The organism is Pseudomonas sp. (assembly GCF_046581935.1).
GTDB lineage: Bacteria > Pseudomonadota > Gammaproteobacteria > Pseudomonadales > Pseudomonadaceae > Aquipseudomonas.
Genome location: NZ_JAYGFK010000021.1, coordinates 106,732 through 130,530, shown reverse-complemented (window position 1 = coordinate 130,530; position 23,799 = coordinate 106,732). Strand labels below are relative to the sequence as shown.

Annotated in this window: 22 protein-coding genes, 2 tRNA genes and 3 pseudogenes; 12 read left to right on the top strand and 15 right to left on the bottom strand. The window is 52.7% G+C overall.

Annotated elements, in window-relative coordinates; all coding sequences use genetic code 11:
* Positions 1–3: 3 nt before the first annotated feature.
* Entirely contained in the window at positions 4–936 is a 933-nt protein-coding gene (locus VCA57_RS19225) for an ABC transporter ATP-binding protein (RefSeq protein ID WP_411186667.1), read from the bottom strand.
* 221 nt (positions 937–1,157) lie between these two features.
* Positions 1,158–1,328 (bottom strand): annotated as a pseudogene (locus VCA57_RS19220) (cysteine protease); the annotation flags it as partial.
* A gap of 43 nt (positions 1,329–1,371) precedes the next feature.
* Between VCA57_RS19220 and VCA57_RS19215 the strand changes: the two are divergent.
* The 5 genes from VCA57_RS19215 (at position 1,372) to VCA57_RS19195 (ending at position 7,531) form a co-directional block, all read left to right on the top strand.
* Positions 1,372–2,973, top strand: coding sequence for a recombinase family protein (locus VCA57_RS19215; RefSeq protein WP_411186666.1), 1,602 nt, complete (start codon positions 1,372–1,374; stop codon positions 2,971–2,973).
* Positions 2,974–3,678: 705 nt separating this feature from the next.
* On the top strand, positions 3,679–3,924 hold the full coding sequence (locus VCA57_RS19210; RefSeq protein WP_411186665.1) for a hypothetical protein: 246 nt from the start codon (positions 3,679–3,681) through the stop codon (positions 3,922–3,924).
* 1,246 nt (positions 3,925–5,170) lie between these two features.
* Positions 5,171–6,562 (top strand): hypothetical protein, encoded by a 1,392-nt coding sequence (locus VCA57_RS19205; RefSeq protein WP_411186664.1) that lies wholly within the window; start codon positions 5,171–5,173, stop codon positions 6,560–6,562.
* A gap of 184 nt (positions 6,563–6,746) precedes the next feature.
* Complete coding sequence (locus tag VCA57_RS19200; protein WP_411186663.1) at positions 6,747–7,271, top strand: hypothetical protein; 525 nt, start codon at positions 6,747–6,749, stop codon at positions 7,269–7,271.
* Positions 7,271–7,531 carry a hypothetical protein gene (locus VCA57_RS19195; RefSeq protein WP_411186662.1) on the top strand — a complete coding sequence of 87 codons (261 nt, stop codon included), beginning with the start codon at positions 7,271–7,273 and terminating at the stop codon, positions 7,529–7,531. The genes VCA57_RS19200 and VCA57_RS19195 overlap by 1 nt, the downstream gene beginning before the upstream one ends.
* Positions 7,532–8,250: 719 nt before the next feature.
* On the opposite strand, the gene VCA57_RS19190 is transcribed toward VCA57_RS19195, so the two are convergent.
* Positions 8,251–8,556, bottom strand: coding sequence for a hypothetical protein (locus VCA57_RS19190; protein WP_411186661.1), 306 nt, complete (start codon positions 8,554–8,556; stop codon positions 8,251–8,253).
* Positions 8,557–8,822: 266 nt separating this feature from the next.
* On the opposite strand from VCA57_RS19190, the gene VCA57_RS19185 reads away from it, so the two are divergent.
* Complete coding sequence (locus VCA57_RS19185; protein ID WP_411186660.1) at positions 8,823–9,449, top strand: recombinase family protein; 627 nt, start codon at positions 8,823–8,825, stop codon at positions 9,447–9,449.
* 79 nt (positions 9,450–9,528) lie between these two features.
* On the top strand, positions 9,529–9,750 hold the full coding sequence (locus tag VCA57_RS19180) for a hypothetical protein (protein ID WP_411186659.1): 222 nt from the start codon (positions 9,529–9,531) through the stop codon (positions 9,748–9,750).
* Between the two features lie 386 nt (positions 9,751–10,136).
* Here VCA57_RS19180 and VCA57_RS19175 read toward each other — a convergent pair whose 3' ends face one another.
* The 5 genes and pseudogenes from VCA57_RS19175 to VCA57_RS19155 all read right to left on the bottom strand — a co-directional run.
* Positions 10,137–10,298: a hypothetical protein gene (locus VCA57_RS19175; protein WP_411186658.1), complete on the bottom strand. Its 162-nt coding sequence runs from the start codon at positions 10,296–10,298 to the stop codon at positions 10,137–10,139.
* A gap of 367 nt (positions 10,299–10,665) precedes the next feature.
* Positions 10,666–10,862: pseudogene (locus VCA57_RS19170) on the bottom strand (MFS transporter); the annotation flags it as partial.
* A gap of 53 nt (positions 10,863–10,915) precedes the next feature.
* Complete coding sequence (locus tag VCA57_RS19165; RefSeq protein WP_411186657.1) at positions 10,916–11,491, bottom strand: SPOR domain-containing protein; 576 nt, start codon at positions 11,489–11,491, stop codon at positions 10,916–10,918.
* Between the two features lie 9 nt (positions 11,492–11,500).
* Positions 11,501–11,719: a carbon storage regulator gene (locus tag VCA57_RS19160; RefSeq protein ID WP_411186656.1), complete on the bottom strand. Its 219-nt coding sequence runs from the start codon at positions 11,717–11,719 to the stop codon at positions 11,501–11,503.
* Positions 11,720–11,810: 91 nt separating this feature from the next.
* A pseudogene (locus tag VCA57_RS19155) lies at positions 11,811–12,311 on the bottom strand (transglutaminase-like domain-containing protein); the annotation flags it as partial.
* A 164-nt stretch (positions 12,312–12,475) separates the two neighbouring features.
* Between VCA57_RS19155 and VCA57_RS19150 the strand changes: the two are divergent.
* Together VCA57_RS19150 and VCA57_RS19145 are read left to right on the top strand one after the other, a co-directional pair.
* A complete protein-coding gene (locus VCA57_RS19150) occupies positions 12,476–14,923 on the top strand; it encodes an acyl-CoA dehydrogenase (RefSeq protein WP_411186655.1) in 2,448 nt (815 codons plus the stop codon).
* 110 nt (positions 14,924–15,033) lie between these two features.
* Complete coding sequence (locus tag VCA57_RS19145) at positions 15,034–15,444, top strand: PA2817 family protein (RefSeq protein WP_411186654.1); 411 nt, start codon at positions 15,034–15,036, stop codon at positions 15,442–15,444.
* A gap of 97 nt (positions 15,445–15,541) precedes the next feature.
* On the opposite strand, the gene VCA57_RS19140 is transcribed toward VCA57_RS19145, so the two are convergent.
* Both VCA57_RS19140 and VCA57_RS19135 read right to left on the bottom strand, forming a co-directional pair.
* Positions 15,542–15,617, bottom strand: a tRNA-Gly gene (locus VCA57_RS19140).
* Between the two features lie 20 nt (positions 15,618–15,637).
* Positions 15,638–15,713 (bottom strand) — tRNA-Glu (locus VCA57_RS19135).
* Between the two features lie 221 nt (positions 15,714–15,934).
* On the opposite strand from VCA57_RS19135, the gene VCA57_RS19130 reads away from it, so the two are divergent.
* Positions 15,935–16,705 carry a hypothetical protein gene (locus VCA57_RS19130; protein ID WP_411186653.1) on the top strand — a complete coding sequence of 257 codons (771 nt, stop codon included), beginning with the start codon at positions 15,935–15,937 and terminating at the stop codon, positions 16,703–16,705.
* Positions 16,706–16,752: 47 nt separating this feature from the next.
* Positions 16,753–17,415 carry a glutathione S-transferase family protein gene (locus VCA57_RS19125; protein ID WP_411186652.1) on the top strand — a complete coding sequence of 221 codons (663 nt, stop codon included), beginning with the start codon at positions 16,753–16,755 and terminating at the stop codon, positions 17,413–17,415.
* Positions 17,416–17,476: 61 nt separating this feature from the next.
* On the opposite strand, the gene VCA57_RS19120 is transcribed toward VCA57_RS19125, so the two are convergent.
* Complete coding sequence (locus tag VCA57_RS19120; protein ID WP_411186651.1) at positions 17,477–17,959, bottom strand: GAF domain-containing protein; 483 nt, start codon at positions 17,957–17,959, stop codon at positions 17,477–17,479.
* Complete coding sequence (locus VCA57_RS19115) at positions 17,952–18,845, bottom strand: ATP-binding protein (RefSeq protein WP_411186650.1); 894 nt, start codon at positions 18,843–18,845, stop codon at positions 17,952–17,954. The genes VCA57_RS19120 and VCA57_RS19115 overlap by 8 nt, the downstream gene beginning before the upstream one ends.
* 99 nt (positions 18,846–18,944) lie before the next feature.
* Between VCA57_RS19115 and VCA57_RS19110 the strand changes: the two genes are divergently transcribed.
* Positions 18,945–21,257 carry a response regulator gene (locus tag VCA57_RS19110; RefSeq protein WP_411186649.1) on the top strand — a complete coding sequence of 771 codons (2,313 nt, stop codon included), beginning with the start codon at positions 18,945–18,947 and terminating at the stop codon, positions 21,255–21,257.
* Here the strand turns inward: VCA57_RS19110 and VCA57_RS19105 are convergent.
* From VCA57_RS19105 to rimO, 3 genes are all read right to left on the bottom strand, one after another.
* Positions 21,233–21,706 carry a MarR family winged helix-turn-helix transcriptional regulator gene (locus tag VCA57_RS19105; RefSeq protein ID WP_411186648.1) on the bottom strand — a complete coding sequence of 158 codons (474 nt, stop codon included), beginning with the start codon at positions 21,704–21,706 and terminating at the stop codon, positions 21,233–21,235. The two genes, VCA57_RS19110 and VCA57_RS19105, sit on opposite strands and share 25 nt — an antisense overlap.
* On the bottom strand, positions 21,703–22,188 hold the full coding sequence (locus VCA57_RS19100) for a glutathione peroxidase (protein WP_411186647.1): 486 nt from the start codon (positions 22,186–22,188) through the stop codon (positions 21,703–21,705). The genes VCA57_RS19105 and VCA57_RS19100 overlap by 4 nt, the downstream gene beginning before the upstream one ends.
* Before the next feature lie 257 nt (positions 22,189–22,445).
* Positions 22,446–23,768 (bottom strand): 30S ribosomal protein S12 methylthiotransferase RimO, encoded by a 1,323-nt coding sequence (rimO, locus tag VCA57_RS19095; RefSeq protein ID WP_411186646.1) that lies wholly within the window; start codon positions 23,766–23,768, stop codon positions 22,446–22,448.
* Between the last annotated feature and the right edge of the window lie 31 nt (positions 23,769–23,799).

Below are 23,799 nucleotides of genomic sequence, written 5' to 3'. Positions count from 1 at the left end.
TACTCATACCGCCACCTTCGCCAAGTTTTTCTCCACCAGAGAAACAAACAGCTCCTCCAGGCGATTGGTCTTATTACGCAAACTAAGCACCTCAATATTCTGCAGAGCCAACTGACGGAACAACTCAGTAACGCCCTGAGCCTTGTCCACCTGAACCTCCAAGGTGTGCGCGTCGAGCACCTGGCACGGATAGCCGATCAGTTGCGGCGCAATCAGCAGGGAGTCCTTTAAATCAAGCAGGAAGGTTTCCACATGCAGCTTCTTCAGCAGTTCCTTCATGCTGGTGTTCTCAACAATCCGGCCGTGGTCGATGATGCCGATGTTGCGGCACAACTGTTCGGCCTCTTCCAGGTAGTGAGTGGTGAGAATGATGGTGATGCCCTGCTGGTTTAGCTCGGTCAAAAAGCTCCACATCGAGCGGCGCAGTTCGATATCAACCCCAGCAGTCGGCTCATCGAGGATCAACAACCGCGGCTGATGCACCAGCGCGCGGGCAATCATCAAGCGGCGTTTCATACCGCCAGACAATTCACGCGACGGCACGTTGTGTTTGCCCCATAGGCCGAGCTGATTAAGGTATTGCTCAGCACGCTCCTTGGCGATTTTCGCGGGAATGCCGTAATAACCTGCTTGGGTCACCACGATATCGAAGGCTTTCTCGAACTGGTTAAAGTTGAACTCTTGCGGCACCACACCCAGACAGCGCTTGAGCGCCGAGGGCTGCAGGTCAAGGTCATGACCAAACACATTGACTGTGCCGCTGCTTTTGGTCACCAAGGTCGAAAGGATGCCGATAGTGGTGGATTTGCCGGCACCGTTAGGGCCAAGCAAGGCGAAGAAGTCGCCTTCTGCGACATCCAGGTCGATGCCGTGCAGCGCCTGAAAGCCGTTGCCATAAGTCTTGGTCAACTGGCGAATGGACAGAGCAGTACTCATAAAAATGCGCACACCTGATTGAATAAAAGAAATTCGCGAGGGCTGTTTCACACAGCACGAAGTGGCCAAGTCTAGCGCCTGGCCGGTCTCGGCCCCAGACCTTTTACGGGGAGCTGAATAGCCTGAGGTTGGGCAGCAGCCTACCAGCGCCAGCCGCAGAGTAAACCTGGCAGTTTCCGATGGTGCCCATCAGCCCTATCGATACATCGCGTAACGCCTGCCTATTTTGCAGCAGCCTCAGCGGCGAAATCGCCACTGATGGAGTGGGTTTGCTCAGCAAACAGGTGCGGATAACAAACTGCCAGATGCTCAAAAAACAACTGTTCTGGCACATCAACAAATTGGCCATGGTCACGCAGGTACTCCATATAACGCGCCCCCTGCTGACTGTAAGCTACAATGCTAACACTAGATTTTTAGCATCAGGTCGCAGCCATGCCACAAGCTTTCTCATATGTAAGATTCAGTAGCGCCCAGCAATCCCATGGCGACAGCTTTCGTAGGCAGAAAGAATTACAAGCACGCTGGCTGCAATCCAACCCCGACTATTCCCTGTCATCACTGAGCTTTGAAGACCTAGGAAAATCCGGTTGGAGCGGCGCGCACTTGGAGAATGCTTTCGGAAGGTTGAAAGAAGCAGTCAGCGCCGGAATGATTCAAAAGGGTGATGCAATCCTTGTGGAAGCCATCGACAGGGCCGGTAGGCTTGAGCCGATGCAGATGTTCCCCTTGCTCTCTGAAATACTTCTTTCTGGTGTGATTATCATCACCCTAGACGATGGTACGGAGTACACCCGCGACAGTGTAAACGGACACCACCTCTTTCTGCTGCTGGCCAAGATTCAACAAGCCAACAACTACAGCGAGAGCCTGTCCCGACGCATCAAAGCCAGCTACGAAGGCAGACGACAGAAAGCCAAAGCAGGCGAGAAAATCAAACGCCGTACCCCCGTATGGCTTACCAGTGATGGTGAGTTGATCCCCGAGATTCAGCCACACATCAAACGAATCTTTGAAGACTACGCAGCAGGCATAGGTGAACGCCGCATCATCAACCGCCTACGCGAAAGCGAAGAAACTCCCAAAGCTCTAGCCACAGTAAATCCCGCCACTATTAAACGATGGCTGAATAACAAGCAGGCTATTGGCTTTTGGGGTGACATTCCAAACGTCTACCCTCCCGTCATCACCCCTGACCTTTTCTATCGGGTACAGCAGAAGCTTGCGGACAACAGCAGGACGGTGGCAGCCCCTACCAAATTCTTGCTGACAGGTTTGGTGAAGTGCGGGCATTGCGGAAAGAACTTCGGAATACGCAGACCAAAGCATTCTGCTGCTGTGTACGGCTGCGCCACACGCTCTAGAGTCAAAGCAGACTGCGACAACGCCCGCAGCATCCCCAAGCAGGTGCTTGAACACATCCGCATAACTTGCTCACTCCCCTTCGTGCAAGAAGCCCTGAAAAGTCAGCAGCTCACAGTCAGCCAGAAACGATTGATAGAGATAGACGGAGAGCTTGTGGCGGTAGCAAAGGCAATCACCAACCTCGCTGACGCCATCGCGCAGACTGGATTAGTCCCCGAGGTACAAGCCAACCTCAACCATCAGCAGCAACGCCGCCAATCCCTGGAAAGCGAACGCGCCCTACTACTAGCCTCAGATGATAAGAATCTAGTGTCACAGCATGACGCCATTCAGCTGGAAGCCGGGTTATTGGATGATGACCCTATGAAATTGAACGCCCTTCTACAGAATGCAGGCTTTACCATCACCTGCTATGCAGATGGCTTGCTGCTGGTATCAGGCGAACGCTATCCGTGGCTGTACAAAGGTGTTGAACGACATCCAGACCGAACCATAAGCACTAGATATGTACTTGAGTATCTGGGCGAGAAGGCCACCCTTCCCATGCTGCGACAGGATCATTTTGATTTAGTGGCCAGTGTGCGCGGTGACACCTCCACAACACCCCCTGCTGACAGTGAGTTGCTGGCGATGATTCAAAGGTCTGTGCAGGTACGCAATGACGACGAATAGAACTATTTTCACCAGCTAGCTGCAACCCCACCTAAGTCCAGGTAGTAAACGCCCCCACGACTACCACTACCGTGTTATTTTTTGTGGATAGGTGCTAATCACTAACATCCTTTCTTTGTGTAATTAGCCTGAATACTAAAAACACTGTTACCTTCCAAGACTTCCCGACCAGCGGTCATATAGGCTACAGCCCTTTATATATAAGGCTTACAAAGCTTTACATATAAATTTAGCATTTCTCCTTGACTTTGTTGCTTAAATATTGATTGACTTTTTTGAAAAATAGAGTATACTTTAGGTAGGAAGTTAAGTTATGCACGACGGGCGGGGAGTTGGCCAACCTTGCACTTCCTAAGAAAAATATATTTTCTCTTAATGTGACTTTTAGACAATAACGAGCGTCTAATAAGTGAAAGAGAAAGAATAAAACGTTTCAACCTCTGAAATACCCCGTTAGTCTCTAACAACCTCTGTTGTAAACCGCTGACTCGTCATCAGTATAAACTAAACCATCTATGGCCTCATTCCCGACAATAGTCGGTTTTCGCGTTGGTGCTGTTTAAGAGAGCGCATCAGCCACATAGATAGTTTGTTATCCGCAGCATCCTACAGTTAGTTTCTCAAATTCCTAATTGTTTGGTGCTGCGGTTTTCTTTTGCCAATCTTCAGAAACTCTAACATCTAACAACTTAACAAGGAGGCTATATGCCTATCGTTATTCAGCGGCCCTGCGCATGGTGTGGCCAGATGATCGACACAATGCGTTCACACACAAAACTACATGGTAAATGCCATATGCCACTACACCGCAAACGTCAGCAACTAATGCCCGGTGAAGGGCCAGCTGCTTTCTTTACATTTATTGAAAGCGAACTGAAAGAAGGCCGTCACCCAAACCCCATACACCCGATCAACCAGCCACAGGAACTACAAGAAGATGAGACACACTGATTCACCAGCACCATCAACTCTAAGAGTTAGAAAATTCAGATTGAAGAAGAAGATTATTCAGATTTTGGGAAAATTAGATATTACTGATCTTCATCAGTTGCACGACAGCATCATCAACAACCAGTAACCCCCCCAGCTTTCACATTCCAAATCAAACCACCGCCAAAGATAAGCATTCCAGAATGAGGATTATCTGTGCCTGACTGATAAGAATTAGAAAGCCTCTACCAATAAAGAGGATTTATAAAAATGACTCAATTCATCGTTGTACATAAACAATCTAATCTTTGTGTGGGCGTCATCTCTTCCACATACCCACCAAAGAAAAGCACTGAATATTCATTCTTCAAACTGAATGATAAGGCACAGGAATATTATTATTTCTACACAGCCTCAAACCCCACCTTGTTAGACATTGGGCATCTTATGGCTGCAAGCTCATACGTCTGTGACCAAGTAACACGAGGGCGTAGTGGCGACGCCAAGCCAGTTAAGACAACTTACCGTACTTAACGTATTCAGTGGCTTACAGAGCATCAAATCCTGCAACCCTGGCTACCCTATGTCCTGCTTGTTTTGGTGCTCTACAGCCTTAGTCTCCCGTGGCTTCAATACCCGGAATATGGCAAAGCCTATCCTACTTTTAAGAAAGGAATAAATAATGCGAAATACCATACATATAGACAGCCGAGCGTATACCAAGGAGACATTATTGATAGATTTGGAATGTCTCTATTGGCTACAACGTGAATCAATCAAGACCGGATCAACCCCGAGTGAGCTGTTGAATAAAATGATCCTTAAAGAGAAATCAGAGAATGAGTGACGTACTAGCAAATGGCGAAATTCGCCAGCATCGGAACATAAGACTATTTCTCAGCAATGACAATATGGCTCGCTATAACGATTTACTGGGTACGGATGTAGAGAACAAAACAACATTGTCTCGGTTGCTTGATTCACTTTTCGATTCGTGGCTGGTAGAGCAGGAACTGAAGCTTGAGTTTAGCAAAATAAACTCAGTCAATATCTAGTACTAAACAACGTACATTTAACTCACTCCAGCCCATATCTATCAAGGCTTTCACCATTCAAGGAGTATCAATAATGCGTTTAGGAATTACAGGAAAAGCAGAGCAACAGTTCTTATCACTGCTTGAAGAGACAGGGGTAAACAACCCCACTCACCTACTCAACATCCTAATAAGTTACATCAGCACCCACCATAACGAGGAGGCAATAATTTATGCCCAACACCGAGACAAAAACAAAACAGAAGCTTGAACGCACCTACACCTGTTCAGTATGCAGCACCAGCTACACTACCCCCCGCTATAGTAAGACTCACTATTGCACACCATCCTGCCGCTCTAAAGCTCGCAACAGTAAGACAGCAGCCAAACGGATAGAAAAAATCCCATATTCTGACAACTGGCTATGGATTGCCAGAGAATGCCGCAGAGCCGGGACAGTTCAGATTCTAGAGAACGTAGACTTAGAAAAGCTCTTTGAAGTTTATAACAGAAGATACAAATGCTACGGATGGGATGCAGACAAGAAAGTGTCTAAGTTTCACTTGTGCCACATAGCTCCGGTATCAGGTGCTAACTCTATAGGTTTGCTACACCATCAGAATCTTTTCATCGGTAGCAGCCTCCCAAACCTAAAGCACGGTGATAAATGCTACAAGGGTGCTGGTTTGAGCATCAGCCGTCTTAGCCTACAACCTAGATGGGCAGTAGGTAAGGATGAGTCAGATAAGAAAGTGTTTGCCAAGATTCAGAAGTATTTAGGCTCTAAGCTCATCGATTATGCCAAGGCCCACCCAATCAAGAAGGCCAACAGGTTTGTCATAGCTGAAAGAATCTCCAAGCTTGAGAACAACACTACAGCCTTGGTAGACCTTCGCAAGATGGGCACTCAAGCCCTTATGCAGCTAGAGGCAGACTTAAACGACACGATAGCTTACAGCATCAAGCTAACGGCCAAGCGCAGCGTAGTGGTGTACATAGAAGAGCTTGAGCGGTTTGCTTCGTACCAATCAGAAAATAGTGATGATTACCAATTTGTAGCTGATGCCTGCCGCATTGTTGCCCAGTGGCTTGCCTCTCAGAAGCTACAGAGCGGCTTGTGTTCAGTAGCTGCCACGGATTGCTACAACGCCTTCACCTTCACCCCATTACGGCTTAGAGACGGTAAGGATTCAGGCAAGCTAAGGGACTTCGTAGGCTTTACAGCCTTCGCAACACTCCAGGGCGCTCCGGTAGACAGAGAGTTGATTACTCACACCCTACGCAGCTATTTGGAAGTAATCAGCTTAGACGTGAAAGGTAGTGGTCTTACAGCTGGATACAGTGACTTCACCTACATCACAGAAGCTGTAGAAGAGTTTAAGCAGAACGCACAGAAAGTTAAGGATGCTTTGCAGGTAGTGGGCCTATTGGATGGCGTCACCACTCACCGGATGCAGGAAGCTTCTAGAGAACATTCCTTCTTTGACCAATGGCAACAGGATGTTAATAGTTCTGAGTTTTACGATTATCCCGACGACTACTATCAAGATGATGGCTTTGTTTCTCCCTGCATACCATCGCATAAGAGAACAAACTACCAGCCTCCCATCTTCGTTGGCTTCTAAAAGAATCCATCAGATAGCTAGTGTGTAATATGTAATTTAACTCACTCCAAGCCTACTGCCACTAGTCTTCCAGACAACAAACACAACATAAACCAAAAGAATTCATTCAATAACGAATGATGCACCGGGCTTTGTGCATCCCGCACATTCCCAATCAATACTAAAAAACAGAGGATACACAATAATGACTGATACTAAACAATTCGTAAAAATGGCTAAACAGTTCTCTCAAACAGAGCTTGAACAGCTTGAAGCTCAAGCAATCGACAAGGTTATGAATGGCTTCTACGTCTATTCAAAGTTTGGCGCAGGGCGTTGGGTGCATCAAGCCGCAGCCGAGAGACAGTTCTTTAATAATATGGAAGCCTTCCTAGCTTATGTCGGTGAACAAGCTGTTAAAGGGATTGCCATTTTTCCTCATGATGAGCCAGCAATGACCCACGGTCACTACAGCATCACTTATTACCGCCCTAAGGATGAGTTAGATCAAATCATTCAGCAAGCTAAGGATCAGGCCAAAGTTGATTATCTTGCTTCTCTGGAAGCGTGGAACCTAGAACAGCAAAACTTGCTTACTGAGCAATTAGTAAATCAAGAGTTGGCGAAGATTCAGAAGAAAGAAGACGAACGCTTACAAACCATCCGTGATAAGGCAGCAGCTACCGCAGCGGAGTTTATCGCCAATCAGCTAAAGGAAGGTGCTAAATAGTGAGTTATCTAAATGATCGTATTATGGCAGCCAAGCCAAGCGAACGCCTAACCAGTGTTGTGGATGTAGTACAGAAGACCGCTGCTGTCGTCGCTGATCTTAAGGCGGAAATAGTTTTGAAGGATAAACAAATTCAAGAAGCCAAAGCCAAAGCAGCAACCCTAAGGGCTGAGATTGCAGCCCTTGAAAGTAAGAAAAATGCTCAACCATCTGAAGCTTTTTCTGGCGTTATGTCTATCTTGAAAGCTAAATACAACTAACAATAAACCCGAGAATAGCCCTGTTGTGATACAGGGCTTTCACTACTTTCTCAGTTGCACCCTGCATGTTATATGCATCGACACACATATTTTGCTTAACATATTGCATTTCCGCGCTTGAATAGTGGACAACAAACAAAAATCAAAGGACATAAAATAGAATGATTGAAGTTTTTAACAATAGCTGTTTGGTATTGATAACCCTAGCACTGGTTTACCTATCAGTTACGCTCTACAGCCAACCAACCGTTATTGACACTACAGCCCACCTCAGAATCAACCACCTTAACGAACGCTTAGACACTCAGCTCGCACGATTGAGCCAGGACACAAACATTAGACTTGTGAGGCTTGAAGGCTCTGTCTCAGCTCGACAGATTCAACAACAGGAGCAGCAGCAATGAATTGGGTATGGTTGTGGTTCCGTGCTAGCTCAGAAGGCCCGACGAAGGTGTTTAGCCACATTCAGAACACCTACGCTCCCGAAGAGCTGGAGATAATCGAACACCCAAATTAAGCCTTTGAGCTTATTTTCAAAACGGATGTATTACCGGGAACTCTCTACAGGTCTTGTAGACTGGAAAGCTTCCCGCCACTTATAACCTTACTACTGTCTAACCCCTCGATTGGGGAAGGCCATCAGTCCAGAGCAGCGCTAGACCAATATAAAAAGACTTATAGTCAGTACAGGCTTTAACGCAGCCATTACTGCTAGGCTTTTATACGGCGACAATACCGACATTCACACGATTGCCCATATGTGGCCCCAGCCCATACCGTATTTGCCCCTTGGTGATAGCCCCATCATCTTCTAGGGGGCTGAAATTGCTGTCTGCGTAGTGATACCACTGCCCGTCCAACTGAATGCCAAGCCCTGATTGCTTTGATAGGTCAGCCAGCACATCAACCCATTCAGCAGCGCTCTTTAGCTCCCTGTCTTTGGGGGCTTCTATTGTTCCTTCACCGAGCACAGTAGATTGATCGTCCCCGGTAGTCAGTTGGTATTGCCACTTAGTCATTTCCATACCCACCCCCTCGGTTTGTGTCGTGCAGGCAGATTGCCGCCTCAATGACTACCGTAGCAAGGCACTGGCCAGCCGCAAGCCTGAATTCATATCTCGCCACCCTATCTAGTGCAATGCCACTAGGTTTTATGTCTATCGTTTAGCTCTACTTAATTAGTAGTGAGATAACCGCCCGTCGCCTCCTATCATTGAACATTCGAAAAAGGCTAAATGATAGATTATCATTGATCTATAGAAAATAATGATTAACGATAGGATCTGACATTATGCAAATCGCCCACTTGTATCTGAGAGCATCAACCAAGGATCAGGATGCAGAGCGCGCCCTGGTATCCCTCCAGCACTTTGCTAGGGATCACAACCTTTCTGTTATAGGCACGTTCACTGAGAACATCAGCGGTACAAAACTAGATCGTCCAGCCCTTAATGCCTTGCTCGATGCCGCTCAGGTTGGTGATGTACTGCTAGTGGAATCTGTAGACCGCTTGTCTCGCCTTTCCCAAGATGACTGGGCAAAGCTCAAGGCGATTATCGAATCTAAGGGGTTGAAGCTAGTAGTGGCTGACCTTCCCACCTCACACCAACTTATTGACGACAAGGGGATCACAGGCCAGATCATGCGGGTGATCAACAGCATGCTTATTGACCTGATGGCCACCATGGCACGTCTTGACCAAGAGAAGCGCGTAGAACGCATCAAGCAGGGCTTAGATAAGAAGAAGGCTCGTGGCGAGAAGGTCGGCGGCAAAACCAAGAACCATAAGAAGTGGGATGAGATTCAGAAGCATCTAGGTAACCCGACCTTAACCATGGATCAAGTGGCCAAGCTTTGTGGTGTAGGTGTCGCAACGGTGTACCGGGTTAAAAGAGAATCTGTCCCCTCAAGCTCCTGATGTCACCCCTTGGCGTACTTCCTAAATGCCATCACGGTAGGTAGGATCGAGTGACATAAAGTCCGCAAGGGAAAGCGCCATGGCTCACGAAGTAAAAATCAATCTTCAATCCAAGCTGGTACAGCGCCAGGATGTAGAAATAGAAGTGAAGAAGGATGGCGGCAAGCTTGGCACCATCCTCATTAGCAAGGGCAATATTGAATGGGTGCCGTCAGGGAACCATGTCAACAAACACAGCCTCACATGGACTCAGTTTGCTGAACTGATGGAAGAGCAGGGAAAGCCCCGCAAAATAAAGTGAGCCCGCCCGATCCGAAGGCCCCTTAAGCTGGGGCTTTTTGCTTACCCGCCGCTGCATTCTCTATGTTCTAGCGCCCCTTAGAACACGCTGTAGCCCACTACAAAGCACCATCCTGACCATCCATGAGCGATGTCAGCCCCCTGCAAGCAGCCCCAACCAGAAGGCGTGACGATATTTCTATCACTCTAGAGGGGGTGGGTTTCTTGGTCTTGCCCGGTCTAAGCAAAGGAGCCAACCCGCTGGGTAAACGCCAGAAGCATCCGGGGCTATCAGATATTTTCCAACCAGCCACGCCAGATATTTCCAGCAGCCAGCAGCCCGGAAAATTGGGAGTCAGTCAGGATGGGGATTTAGGAAAGGTGGGGCATCCATGCCCCTTTGTAGCGTTAAACGTAGAAGTCGAAGGCTAGCTGCCTTGGCAGACTACGGTAGTGCTCGCAGACGATTTCCCACCGCTCAAAGCGCCAGCGCCGATAACGGTTAACGTGTACGACTTTATCCCGTTGCGGGGAATGACGCCGTTGGCGTCGGATAGTGCGTGTACTCATGATGCATTCCTTCTGGAATGACCATGGCATAAGGCCAGCTCACACCGATCATCACCAAGATGTTGCACGGTGTTGTATTACTCTAGGGTATAAACCTATACTTCAGTTCGCTTAAACCTCATGCCTCTGGTCTGGGGTTTCGCTGTCTTTAAAGGTTGAGTTTCCTAGGCCCGTCTTTATAGTCAGCTCCGAATAAAGCTCTGGCTCGCAAGGGCCAGGGCTTTTCTATTGGCACGGAAAATGCTGCCAATTGAAATTCTCCCTGCATTCCTTGCAAGATTCAAGCTCTTTTTGCTGTGTATCTAAACAGTGTTTTTGGCGCTGTAAAACCGCCGCCACCATCGAATAAGTCTTAGCCTTTCGGCTTGGTGACATACGGCGGTTCACGCATAGTAACAGCAAAGACCAGCCAAAAAAGAGCCAGCACAGCGCAGCCCGCAAACACACCCGACAGGCTGTAGTGCAGATACATCCAGCCACCTAAAGTGCCGTTAACACTGACCCCGAGAGAGGTCTAGCCGAGTGCTGTCCAATTGCCGTCCCCTTGCTGCCTAACAGGGTGACAGCTATATCCCTGACGCCTTTTAACAAGCGCCCTGTTTGCTCCAGCGGGGGAGTTACTCCGGCTCTTGGTATCTGGCCACAAAGCCATTGAGCTTGTGCTGACTATTGAGCTGAACACGCAGCCTATCCGCCTCGGTTCTGTCACTGACAGGCCCGACAAACACTCTGCTCATACCTTCTTTCGATTGCCGTTTGTAAGTCTTGAATCCTGTCTTGGTCAGGGACTCAACCAGTCCATCCGCCACCGATGCATCAGATAGGCTGGCCACCTGAACAACCCACCGAAGCTCAGCCCCATAATTAGGTGCAGGCTCTTTCTGGTGCCTCATCAGGAACATGAACGCACCACGTTCCGCGCTCCACATCAGATTTTCCCCATCCGCCACGATGGATACGCTAACTGGGTACTCCTCCCCGCCTACTTGAACACGGGCAATACCTCTATAAGTGTTGCCGTTCTCTTTGATCGCCTGCAAAGCACCTACTTTGATTTTGTAGCCTCTCATATTGGCGTCAGTGTCGAAGTAATCCTGCATGGACGCCTTAGCGTTATTTTGTATTTCTTCCAGACTTGGCCCACAGCCACTCAACACCAGCACCGCTGCTAGCAAGATCAACAATCTAGTCAAGAGTCTTCCTTAAAGGCAGTCAGCGAATTTAGAACGGTCTTCAATTTCATCCCTCAGCACTAGTACGCAGTCTGGGGCTTGAATGCCAATCCGTGCTTGGCCTTTCTTGGTTATCTCTATAACCGTCACGCTGATGCCCTCTTTAATGAGGTCATCAATCTGGTGTGCGTATTCAGGTTTGATTGTGAATCGTAGGGACTGCGCTTCCCTTCTGGTGAGTATCAGCATGCTGCATTCCTTCCTTGGTTGCGGGTTCACGAATCAGAGTAGACCGGGCGCGGCGATTCTCCACAAAACTCCGTATTCTTTATGCCGCTTTCTGCTGGTTGAATGGGTGGAATACGCTGTCAGTCTGGCCATCAAACTCCAGTGGCTCGACTTGGAATACTTGGCATAAGGCCAGGTTGAACGCCGGCGTGGCCTTGACCCAACGGTCAGCGAGAAACAACTCGGTGTAACCATGCATAGCGAAGACATCGCTGCGCAGCACCTGCAACAAACGCGGCGTGGCCAGATGGTTGCGCACATCAGCCAGGCCAATCCGCGCCGGGATGCCGCAATGCCGGGCACAGGCGGCGAGCACATTGGCCTTAGGGACGCAGTAACTTTCCCCCGCTTGTAGTGCATGGCTGGCCTTCAGCGTTTCAGGCTCACGGCTGAACATATAGGGGTTGTAGCGAATTTCATCACGCACGGCGTTATACAGACTGACGGCCTGCTCACGCGGGTCGCGACTGCCCCCGCGGAACTTTTCTGCGAACTCCACCAGCGCTGGGTGGTCACTATCGATGAAGCGGCCGGGTTCGAGGTATTCACGCATCAGGATTTCTCATGATTGAAAGCCAATGATTGAGAAACCAGTCTAGCGACGCGAGTCCGGCCATTGTCACGACGATTCGGCCAAGCTCACCGCTCTTGTCGCCATTCATGGCGACTACGCTCATGATGGTGCGTCAAACACATCGTCATCATGGAGGACTCTGCATGCTCGCTCTCTGGTTACTCGCCTTGCTGTTTGGCACGGCCTTTCTCGCCCACCGCCGCTGCGCGCCATTACCTGCGCTAGGTATAGCGGCAGGCTTTCTGCTTGTGATGGGCATCTTCAGTCACGCCCCAGCCTGGTTGATGGGTGTGTTCTGGCTGTTGTTGCTCGCCGTCGCCCTCCCCCTGCTGCTGCCGCAGCAACGCCGCAGCGTGCTCAGCGCACCACTGTTCAAGTGGTTCAAGCAAACGTTGCCGCCAATGTCAGCCACCGAACGCGACGCTATCGAAGCCGGCACGGTGTGGTGGGATGGCGAACTGTTTAGTGGTCGGCCAGACTGGGACACCCTGCTCGCCTACCCCAAGGCAAAACTCACCGAGGAAGAACAGGCCTTTATCGATGGGCCGACCGAAGAACTCTGCGCCATGGTCAGTGACTGGCAAATCGGCCAACAGATGGACCTGCCTGCCGAAGCCTGGGAGCATATTAAAAAACACGGCTTTTTTGCCCTGATTATCCCTAAGGAGTATGGCGGCAAAGGCTTCTCCGCTTACGCCCACTCCCAGGTGGCGATGAAGCTGGCCACCCGCTCCGGCGACCTGGCATCCACCGTGATGGTGCCCAATTCACTCGGCCCGGCTGAGCTGCTGCTGCACTACGGCACCGACGAACAGCGTAATCACTACCTGCCACGCCTGGCCAACGGCGAAGATATTCCTTGCTTTGCCCTGACCGGTCCACTGGCGGGCTCCGACGCCGGCGCGATGCCAGACACCGGGATCATCTGCAAAGGTCAGTGGCAGGGCGAGGAAGTCATCGGCCTGCGCCTGAACTGGGAAAAACGCTATATCACCCTAGGCCCGGTCGCGACCCTGCTCGGCCTGGCCTTCAAAGCCTACGACCCCGAGCATCTGCTGGGTGAAGAGGAAGACCTGGGCATAACCCTGGCACTGGTGCCCACAGAAACAGCTGGCGTAGAAATCGGCCGCCGTCACCTGCCCCTCGGCGCCGCCTTTATGAATGGCCCGAACGCCGGCAAGGATGTATTTATCCCGCTGGATTACCTGATCGGTGGCCAGGAGATGCTCGGCAAGGGCTGGATGATGCTGATGAATTGCCTGTCCGTCGGCCGTTCTATCTCGCTACCTGCAGTCGGCACCGGGGCGGCCAAGTTCACCAGTCTGACCACCGGCCAGTACAGCCAGATCCGCGAGCAGTTCAACGTCCCGCTGTCCGCTTTTGAAGGCATTCAGGAAGCTCTAGCGCGTATCGGCGGTAACGCCTGGTTGATGGACAGCGCACGCATCCTCACAGCCAACGCGGTGGATCTGGGCGAGAAGCCCTCAGTCCTTTCGGCCATTCTCAAATACCACCTGACCGAACGCGGCCGCGAATGCATCAGCCACGCCATGGACGTGCACGGTGGCAAGGGCATCATCATGGGCCCGAATAACTACCTGGCGCGCTCCTGGCAAGGCGCACCAATCTTTATCACCGTGGAAGGCGCCAATATCCTTTCGCGCAACCTGATGATCTTTGGTCAGGGCGCGATTCGTTGCCATCCCTATGTACTCAAGGAAATGGCCCTGGCCAACCATGAGGACCAGGATCAGGCCTTGCAGGAGTTTGATGGATTGCTGCTGCAACATATCGGTTTTGCCGTGAGCAACGCCGCCAGCAGTCTGTTGCTTAGTCTTGGCTTGGGCGTTTTCAGTCAAGTGCCCGGCGATAGCATCAGCCGTCCTTACTTCCGCGCGCTCAATCGACTCGCCGCCTCTTTTGCCCTGCTCGCCGATACCAGCATGATGATTTTGGGTGGCGAATTAAAACGCCGCGAGCGCCTGTCTGCACGCTTGGGTGATGTACTCAGCCACCTGTATCTAGCGTCTGCTGCACTCAAGCGTTACCACGACCTTGGCTATCCTGAGCACTCCCAGCCCATGCTGTGCTGGGCCATGGAAGAAAGCCTGAGCAAGGCCGAACAAGCACTGGAAGAACTGCTCAGCAACTTCCCCAGCAAACTCCTCGGCTGCGCGCTACGCCTGCTGGTATTGCCACTGGGTCGTCGTCACAAAGGCCCAAGCGATGAACTGGACGCCCAAGTTGCAGCCATTACAGGCCGCAACAGCGGCGACCCAGCACTGGAGGAGTTGCTCGAAGGCTGCTACCGCCCACAAGCCGAGCAGGACCCGGTAGGTGCCCTGCAATATGCGATGAACCTGCTACAGGACACCCAGAGCGTGCAGAAAAAACTGCATAAGGCGGTTAAAGCCGGCCAGGTGCAGCAACAGCCTGGGCAAAGCCTGATTGATAGCGCACTGGCTGCTGGTGTACTCAGCGCTGAAGAGGCCAACAGCCTGCAGCAAGCAGAAGCAGCGCGGCGCGTGGTGATTGATGTCGACGACTTCGCCAAGGAGGAGCTGACCCTAAGCCCCGGCAAGGTGCGTTAGAGCTTCGTCATAGCCTGGCTTGCCAGATCGACAACAAGCGCTAGGCAAACAGGACAGCGGGCGGCGGCAGCTTTATACTGCGCCGCCCGTTTTACCTACAGGATTGCCCCATGGCCAACCAACACATCGACCATCACCTCGCCCTGCTGCAGCACTTGCGCACCATCCTGGTCGCCCTGGGTGAAGCCGAGCAGATTCTCGATGACAGCCACGCCATGTACCTGGAGCGTTACGATGAATTGCTTAGCGACCTGCCGAGCGATCCAGAGGGCAGCCTTTACTTGGGCCAGGACCTGATCAGCCAGATCTTCCAGCGTTACCCGCAAATCGCCCACCTGGTGCCACGCGACTTGCTGTGGTTCTTCGGCGGCGATTGCCTGCACTTTATGCCGGATGAAGAAATTGAGATGTACCAAAACCTCGAAGAACGCCGCTTCTACGCCGAAGAGAACGACGAACCGTTCGACTGGAATCAGGAAAAACACCTGCTGACCATGCCCACTCAAGGTGGTACGCACTAAACAAAAAAGCCCGCACGGCATTACCGGCGGGCTTTTTACATGCATCAAAAACAACAGAAACAAAAACGCCGCTCAATGAGCGGCGTTTTCGGTTATTTGGAGCGGGAAACGAGACTCGAACTCGCGACCCCGACCTTGGCAAGGTCGTGCTCTACCAACTGAGCTATTCCCGCAATACAACTTGGTAAAAAAATGGCGTCCCCTAGGGGACTCGAACCCCTGTTACCGCCGTGAAAGGGCGGTGTCCTAGGCCACTAGACGAAGGGGACGCTGCCCGGATTACAACTTCTATCCGGCTTCTCAACGCTTTGCTGTTTAGCATTGCGCTATGAAGTGGCGCGCATTCTATGGAGCCTTTGATGGCTCGTCAACCTCTACGTAAAAAATTTTATAAATCAACGACTTCACCCGCTAATGCGCTGTTGCTCTATCAGCCTCTAGGCTAACGCACTACACTCGGACGAAAAATCGCTGAACGAAAGGCTACGCCATGTCCCCACTCGTGATTACCATATTGATTGTCTCTGGCATCTTCATCTTGATTGCCATTGCCTACATCAACAATATGGTCGAGAAGAACAAACTGGAGAAGTCTCGAGTCAAGGCCGAGCTCAGTGACCGGCTGAGGCGCTGCGAGACGCTCGCTGAAACACTTCCCGGCCAACTTATGACACCGCCCCTCAAGCAACTGCTCAACCGCCTACAGCTGCACTTCAGTGAACGCATACTGCCTTTAGACAGAGGCAATAACGCCCTCAAGGCACGCACTGAAGAATTGCGCCTGCTACTCACCCAAGGTGACGCAATTGCCATCAACAATCCGCCCCAAGTGGTTCTTAATGAGGAAAAGGCCAAAGAAGTGCGCTTCCAGCTGGAAAGCCTGCACAGCCAAATCACTCGTTGCGCCAAAGACGGCATTATCAAAACCAACGAAGCCAAACACTGGCTTAACCAAGTACGCCACATGCTGACACAGGTGCATATCGAGTTTTTTGCCAATTTGGGACAACAAGCACTGCAACAAAATCAACCGGGGCAGGCGCGCCTGGCCTTCGAGCGCGGCGTACAGTACCTACGTAAACAACCTGACCCTAGCGCTTACAAAAATGCTCTGAAAAAATTCGAAGAGCAGCTCGCCCGCGCCAACGACCTGGTGCTGGAAATCAGCAAGCCCACCAGCAATGAGCCCAGCGAACTTGATGCCGGCCTTGAGTCACTGAGTGGCGATGATGAGTGGAAGAAGAAAAACATCTACGACTGATCCAATAAATCGTACGACGTTCGAACCACCGAGATGAGAAGAACAATATGAGCCTGATTGTTTACGGTGCCCCACTGTCCCCCTTCGTTCGCAAAGTTCGTCTGTTTTTAGCGGAAAAGGGTCTGGACTACCAACTGGAAGTCATCCTGCCATTCGGCCAACCGGCCTGGTATCGCGACATTAGCCCACTGGGACGCATCCCGGCCATAAAGGATGGCGATTTCAGCCTCGCCGACTCGAGCACCATCTGCCAATACCTGGACGAAAAACACTCGGAACTCGCCAGCCTGCTGGGGCAAAACGCCGAACAGCGCGCACAAGTACGCTGGCTAGAGAAATATGCCGACTATGAACTGGCACCGCTGTGCACCTTCAGCGTGTTTCGTAACCGCGCACTAAAACCCAGTATGGGTCAGAGCTGCGACGAAGCCACCGTACAAAAGGCTCTGCACGAGAAACTACCCGTGCACTTCGACTACTTGGAAAAGACCCTTGGGACGGCCGAATACCTAGTAGGTGACAGCTTGACGCTGGCCGACCTCGCCCTCGCCTGCCAACTGATCAATATGCAACACGGCAATGAAACCCTCGACACCCAGCGCTGGCCCAACCTAAGCGCACACTACGCGCGAATCAAAGCACGCGCCTCCGTGCAAGGTGTACTACCGGGCGAGCAGAAGATACTCGCCAAGATGGCCGCAACAACCTGAGCAGACATACCCCGGATAGCAAAGAGCCCGGCTTGATCCGGGCTCTGGTGTATATGCCAACTCAGCAATCGGTAAGTTCAACAAACACAGCGACCAATTGCTCGATACCGGCTTGATCCGCCGCGCTAAAGCGTCCCAGTGACGGGCTATCGAGATCAAACACGCCAAGCAAACAGCCATCTTTGAATAGCGGCACCACCAGCTCGCTATTAGACTCACTGTCACAGGCGATATGCCCGGTAAACTCATGCACATTTTCGATTCGTTGGGTTTGCCCAGTGGCAGCAGCAGCGCCACATACACCGCGACCGAAGGCAATCCGCACACAAGCCACTTTGCCCTGAAAAGGCCCGAGCACCAGCTCCGCACCACGCGCCAAGTAAAACCCCGCCCAATTCAGATCACTCAGCTCTTGAAACACAAACGCAGAAAATTGCGCCGCATTGGCAATAAAGTCGCGCTCGCCCGATAGCAGCGCCCGTAGCTGCGCCACTAACAACGGGTAGCCGTCGAGCCCCGTCCCGCTTTGTTGTAGATCAATCATCAGCTTTGCTCAGTAGCTGTAGCCCCACCCAGTCACGGGCGAACTGGTAGGCGCAACGACCATTGCGATTGCCGCGCCCCAAGGCCCAGCGGATCGCTGCCTTTTCCAGCGTTTCATCCCACTCCCAGACCAGGCCAGCCTTCTCAGCGTGCACCTGCACCCAGTGCCGCACAACATCGAGAAAGTGCTCTTGGGTAAACGGGTAAAACGACAACCACAGACCGAAGCGATCAGACAGCGCAATCTTGTCTTCCACTGCTTCATTGGGGTGCAGTTCACCATCCACATGCTGCCAGTTCTCGTTGTCGCTCTGTTTTTCGGGCACCAGATGGCGACGATTGGACGTCGCGTAAAGCAGCACATTGTCCGGCGCACGCTCCAAAGAACCATCAAGTACGGTTTTCAGCACGCGATAATCCCCCTCACCGGCTTCGAACGAGAGGTCGTCACAGAACAGTACAAAACGCTGCGACAAACCACTCAGCAGCTCAACCACCCGCGGTAGATCAGCCAGATGGTCACGTTCAATCTCGATCAACCGCAGCCCGGCAGCGGCATGCTCCGCCAGCAGCGCGCGTACCAACGATGATTTCCCGGTACCACGCGAGCCCCACAGCAAGGCGTGGTTGGCAGGTAACCCTTGGATGAACTGCTGGGTATTGCGTGCCAGCTGAGCACACTGGCGATCCACTCCGATCAGATCACTCAAGCGCATATCCAGGCTGACCTTGACCGGCGTCAAAAAGCCGCTGCGCCCATCATGCTGCCAGCGCGCCGCCAGGCTCTGCTGCCAGTCGATCTGCGGCCGCAGAACAGGTAACAACGGCTCCAACCGCGCCAGCACAGCTTCGGCGCGTAATAAAAAATCAGCTAAACGCGAATCCACGACACACTCCAGAGTTTTCAGATAGCTCAGCCACTGCCGTGCCGCAAAACAGTTGGGCTATGCTTGGTTGGCGATTCAACACGAGAAGTACCGGCCCATATGGATATAGCGCTAACCCAACGCCTGTCATTCAAACAGGCAGGTCTGACCGTGTTAGTAGCCTTTATTCTCGGCACGGCACTTAGCTTGATTCAAGTGGGCATCGATTATGCCAGCGAAGATGCCTCCATCAACCGCGAGATCAATGCGCTGATGCAAATCAGCCATAACCCGGCGGCGCGAATCGCCTACAACATCGATGCCGAACTGGCGCAAGAGCTCGCGCTGGGCTTGCTGCGCTCACCTGCTGTGATCAGCGCACAGATCATCGACAACAACTTGCTAACCCTGGCCAGGGTTAGCCGGCCCGCCATGGAAAGCCGCTTCCGTCCAATCAGCGACTTCATCTTCGGTTCACGCCGTCACTTTGAGACAACGCTATTCGTCAGCCACGCGCCCACGGAGGAGCTTGGCAAACTCAGCCTTGAAGTGGACACCTACGCATTTGGCAGCCACTTTCTGCGACGCTCGCTGCTGACCCTACTCACCGGCTTCACCCGCAGCCTGCTGCTGTCGCTGATCCTGCTGGTGCTGTTCTACTTCATGCTAACCAAGCCGTTAACGGGCTTTATTCGCGCCCTCAGCGAGCGTGACCTGCGTAGCGCCAACAACAGCAAGCTGCCCTACCCGCCAGGCCATGAACACGACGAAATCGGCGTACTGGTCGATGTTACCAACCGCCAGCTGACCAGCATCGCCAGCGAAATTACCCAGCGCCAGCAAGCCGAAGATCGCCTGACACGCTACCTCGCCGAACTGGAAGACATGATCTCGGCACGCACCGAGCAGTTAGAAGCAGCCAATAGCCGCCTGCTCGACACCAACAACGCGCTGGAACAAGCCAAGCAAACAGCGCTGGACATGGCCCAAGCGCGATCAGCCTTTCTCGCCAACATGAGCCACGAGATCCGTACGCCACTCAACGGCCTGCTCGGCATGCTCGAACTGTCCCTAGACGGACCGCTGAACAGCCAACAACACCAGCAGCTGTCGATTGCCCACGACTCCGGCAAGGTACTGGTCAAGCTGCTCAATGACATCCTCGATCTGTCAAAATTCGAAGCCGGCCAACTTGAGCTGGAGAACATTCCTTTTGACCTCGGCAGCCTGGTTGAAGAAACCGCCAGCCTGCTCTCGCAGAACGCCGTGCCTGGCGTCGAGCTGACCTGCTTGATCGACCCGATGCTCCCCCCGCAACTGCTGGGCGACCCAACCCGAGTCAGACAAATCGTCAGCAACCTACTGTCCAATGCGTTGAAATTTACCCGCTTCGGGCGTATCGACATCGGCGTCAACGCGCAACCTGGCGGCATCAAAATCATCGTGCGCGACACTGGCATCGGCATTGCCGAGGACGCGCAAATGCGCATATTCCAGCCCTTCGCCCAGGCCGGCGTCGGCATTACCCGGCAGTTTGGCGGCACCGGCCTCGGCCTGGCCCTGACTCGCAGGCTCTGCGAGGCGATGCACGGCCAGCTCAGCCTGGAAACGCGTGAAGGTTTTGGTAGCACCTTCTACGTCGACCTGCCACTGCCCAGCACAACCAGTACCGCGCAACTGCCGCAATTACGTGGCCGTGTTCTCAGCCTCAGCCCAGCCAGTTCAGGGCTCAGCGCACAGCTGGCAAGTCTGTTGCCAAGCTGGGGGTTAGACTATCAGCCACTGGATGTCGATAAGCCGCTGACCGATCTTGATGCCGACTTGCTGATCAGCGATTACCCACAACGCCTCAGTGAACTACGCGAGCTATCTCGCCTGCCCATTCTGCTCGTCAGCGCCTACGACAACTTCCTCAGCAGCAAGCAGGTGGAAAACCTCGCCCCCATTGAACAACTCGCCAGGCCGCTGTCACGGCAAACGCTACTGCAGGCGTTACGGCGCATCCTCGATCAGGCTGAGGCCCATATCACCTCACAGCACAGCGAACCGCAACGCTGCAGCAAAGCTAGCGTATTGCTGGTAGAAGATAATCCGGTCAATCAGTTGGTGGCCAAAGGCATGCTGGGAAAGCTCGGCTACGCGGTGCTATTGGCTAATCACGGCGCAGAAGCCCTTAGCCTACTAGAGACCGAGGCGGTCGACCTGATCCTGATGGACTGCAACATGCCGGTCATGGATGGCTATGAAACCACCCGGCGAATTCGCCAAAAAGCCGAATTCGCCGGGTTGCCCATCATCGCGCTAACCGCCAACGCCATGGCAGATGAACGTGAGCGCTGCCGGGTCGCGGGAATGAATGACTACCTGGCCAAGCCCTTTCGCAAGGACGAATTAGCCGCCCTGCTCGATCAGTGGTTAAGCGGCATAAATTGATCCAACAATGACCCCACCTGGCCACGCAACGCCGAGAGCGCGTCAAGGTCAATGCCGCTCTCACACAGCAGTTGGCTTTTCAGCGGTAATACCTGCTCACGCAAAGCACAGCCGGCAGGCGTCAAGGCCAAGTGCACTTCACGCTCATCACTGGTCGAACGTTTGCGCTGCAACAAGCCTTGCAACTCCAGGCGTTTGAGCAGCGGCGTCAGCGTGCCGGAATCCAGCAGCAAACGCTCGCCCAACGCTTTAACCGTTGGCAATGTTGGTGGCTGCTGCCGCCACTCCCACAGCACCAGCATGGCCAGATACTGCGGGTAAGTCAGGCCAAGCTGGTCGAGCATTGGCTTGTAGGCTCGAATGACCGCCCGTGAAGCAGCGTAGAGCTTGAAGCACAGCTGGTTATCCAGCTGCAGCTCTTCATCCGCGTACAAACTAGCCTGGGTCATTGCAGCAGCGCTTCGATCTCAGCGGTCAGGTCTTCAGGCTTGGTGGTCGGAGCGAAACGCTTGATCACCGTGCCATCAGCATTCAGGAGAAATTTGGTGAAATTCCACTTGATGCCCTGGCTGCCGAGCAGGCCTGGCGCGCTCTTTTTCAGTTTTACGAACAGCGGGTGGGCATCACTGCCATTCACATCGACCTTCTTGAACAGCGGGAAGCTCACACCGAAGTTCAGCTCGCAGAACTCGGAAATCGCCCCTTCATCACCTGGCTCCTGCTTGCCGAACTGATTGCACGGGAAGCCCAGCACAACCAAGCCTTGATCCTTGTATTGCTGCCAAACGTTTTCCAACCCTTTGTACTGCGGAGTGAAGCCACACTTACTGGCGGTATTGACCACCAGCACAGCCTTACCACCGAAATCGGCCAGGGTCTTCTGCTCGCCCTTGATGGTGGTGACGGGAATCTCGAAGAGTGCGTTGCTCATGCTGGTGATCCTTGTGAGTGAAAGTGAACACAAGATAGTGAGCAATTAAATTTTATACAATTTAATTGCTCAAAAAATACCTACAGCCATTTCAGCAGCGTACTGCGACAACACTAAAGACGCGGACATAAATGGTAGGAAATAAAGGATTTTTGCCCGCCCGACCTAGCCTTGAGCACGACACTGAGCAAGTAAACGAGTACCCAAGCATTAAGAAGCCCCGCATGTGCGAGGCTTTTTAGTGGCTACTGCAGGGTTCAGATCAGCTCTGCCCACATGTCGTATTCATCGGCATCGACTATGCGCACGCGCACCTTGTCGCCTGGCTTGACCTCGGTGCTGGCGATAAACACGCTGCCGTCGATTTCCGGTGCGTCGGCGTAGCAGCGCGCGACGGCGCCCTGGTCGTCGACCTCATCGATCAGTACGTCCATTTCCTTGCCGACTTTCAGTTGCAGGCGCGCGGTGCTGATCGCTTGCTGATGAGCCATAAAACGGTCCCAGCGATCCTGCTTGATGTCATCCGGCACTGGGTTTTCCAGCAGGTTGGCCGACGCACCTTCTACTGGCGAGTACTGGAAGCAGCCAACGCGGTCGAGCTGGGCTTCGGTCAGCCAGTCGAGCAGGTATTGGAAGTCTTCTTCGGTCTCACCGGGGAAGCCGACAATAAAGGTCGAGCGAATGGTCAGTTCCGGGCAGATTTCCCGCCAGCTCTTGATCCGCGCCAGGGTCTTGTCTTCAAAGGCCGGGCGTTTCATCGCCTTGAGCACTTTCGGGCTGGCGTGCTGGAAGGGAATATCCAAGTACGGCAGAATTTTCCCGGCAGCCATCAGCGGGATCAGTTCGTCAACGTGCGGATAGGGATACACATAGTGCAGGCGCACCCACACGCCCATGCTCGACAAAGCCTCGCACATTTCGGTCATGCGGGTTTTCACCGGCTGACCGTTCCAGAAGTCGGTCTTGTACTTCACATCGACGCCGTAGGCGCTGGTGTCCTGGCTGATCACCAGTAGCTCTTTGACGCCTGCCTTGACCAAACGCTCGGCTTCGCTGAGCACTTCACCCACCGGGCGGCTGACCAGTTTGCCGCGCATCGACGGGATAATGCAGAAGCTGCAGCTGTGGTTGCAGCCTTCAGAAATCTTCAGGTAGGCATAGTGGCGCGGGGTGAGCTTGATGCCCTGCGGCGGCACCAGGTCGATCAGCGGGTTATGGTCCTGACGCGGCGGCACGACGGCATGCACAGCGTTGACCACCTGCTCGTACTGCTGCGGGCCGGTAACCGAAAGTACGCTGGGGTGCACGTCGCGGATGCTGCCCTCCTCCACACCCATGCAGCCGGTGACGATCACCTTGCCGTTTTCCTTGATCGCTTCACCGATCACTTCCAGCGATTCAGCCTTGGCGCTGTCGATAAAACCACAGGTATTGACCACCACCACATCAGCATCCTGATAGGTCGGCACGACTTCATAACCTTCCATACGCAACTGAGTCAGGATGCGTTCGGAGTCCACCAGCGCCTTGGGGCAACCGAGTGATACAAAGCCGACTTTCGGCGTGGCGGGAGTGGACATGGTGTGAGCCTCAGGCGTGTACGGACGGATG

What these genes read in the sequence shown, in the direction of transcription:
- VCA57_RS19225 (WP_411186667.1), bottom strand. Translation starts at nt 936, where the DNA reads ATGAGTACTGCTCTGTCCATTCGCCAGTTGACCAAGACTTATGGCAAC.
- VCA57_RS19215 (WP_411186666.1), top strand. Translation starts at nt 1,372, where the DNA reads ATGCCACAAGCTTTCTCATATGTAAGATTCAGTAGCGCCCAGCAATCC.
- VCA57_RS19210 (WP_411186665.1), top strand. Translation starts at nt 3,679, where the DNA reads ATGCCTATCGTTATTCAGCGGCCCTGCGCATGGTGTGGCCAGATGATC.
- VCA57_RS19205 (WP_411186664.1), top strand. Translation starts at nt 5,171, where the DNA reads ATGCCCAACACCGAGACAAAAACAAAACAGAAGCTTGAACGCACCTAC.
- VCA57_RS19200 (WP_411186663.1), top strand. Translation starts at nt 6,747, where the DNA reads ATGACTGATACTAAACAATTCGTAAAAATGGCTAAACAGTTCTCTCAA.
- VCA57_RS19190 (WP_411186661.1), bottom strand. Translation starts at nt 8,556, where the DNA reads ATGGAAATGACTAAGTGGCAATACCAACTGACTACCGGGGACGATCAA.
- VCA57_RS19185 (WP_411186660.1), top strand. Translation starts at nt 8,823, where the DNA reads ATGCAAATCGCCCACTTGTATCTGAGAGCATCAACCAAGGATCAGGAT.
- VCA57_RS19180 (WP_411186659.1), top strand. Translation starts at nt 9,529, where the DNA reads ATGGCTCACGAAGTAAAAATCAATCTTCAATCCAAGCTGGTACAGCGC.
- VCA57_RS19175 (WP_411186658.1), bottom strand. Translation starts at nt 10,298, where the DNA reads ATGAGTACACGCACTATCCGACGCCAACGGCGTCATTCCCCGCAACGG.
- VCA57_RS19160 (WP_411186656.1), bottom strand. Translation starts at nt 11,719, where the DNA reads ATGCTGATACTCACCAGAAGGGAAGCGCAGTCCCTACGATTCACAATC.
- VCA57_RS19150 (WP_411186655.1), top strand. Translation starts at nt 12,476, where the DNA reads ATGCTCGCTCTCTGGTTACTCGCCTTGCTGTTTGGCACGGCCTTTCTC.
- VCA57_RS19145 (WP_411186654.1), top strand. Translation starts at nt 15,034, where the DNA reads ATGGCCAACCAACACATCGACCATCACCTCGCCCTGCTGCAGCACTTG.
- VCA57_RS19130 (WP_411186653.1), top strand. Translation starts at nt 15,935, where the DNA reads ATGTCCCCACTCGTGATTACCATATTGATTGTCTCTGGCATCTTCATC.
- VCA57_RS19125 (WP_411186652.1), top strand. Translation starts at nt 16,753, where the DNA reads ATGAGCCTGATTGTTTACGGTGCCCCACTGTCCCCCTTCGTTCGCAAA.
- VCA57_RS19120 (WP_411186651.1), bottom strand. Translation starts at nt 17,959, where the DNA reads ATGATTGATCTACAACAAAGCGGGACGGGGCTCGACGGCTACCCGTTG.
- VCA57_RS19110 (WP_411186649.1), top strand. Translation starts at nt 18,945, where the DNA reads ATGGATATAGCGCTAACCCAACGCCTGTCATTCAAACAGGCAGGTCTG.
- VCA57_RS19105 (WP_411186648.1), bottom strand. Translation starts at nt 21,706, where the DNA reads ATGACCCAGGCTAGTTTGTACGCGGATGAAGAGCTGCAGCTGGATAAC.
- VCA57_RS19100 (WP_411186647.1), bottom strand. Translation starts at nt 22,188, where the DNA reads ATGAGCAACGCACTCTTCGAGATTCCCGTCACCACCATCAAGGGCGAG.
- rimO (WP_411186646.1), bottom strand. Translation starts at nt 23,768, where the DNA reads ATGTCCACTCCCGCCACGCCGAAAGTCGGCTTTGTATCACTCGGTTGC.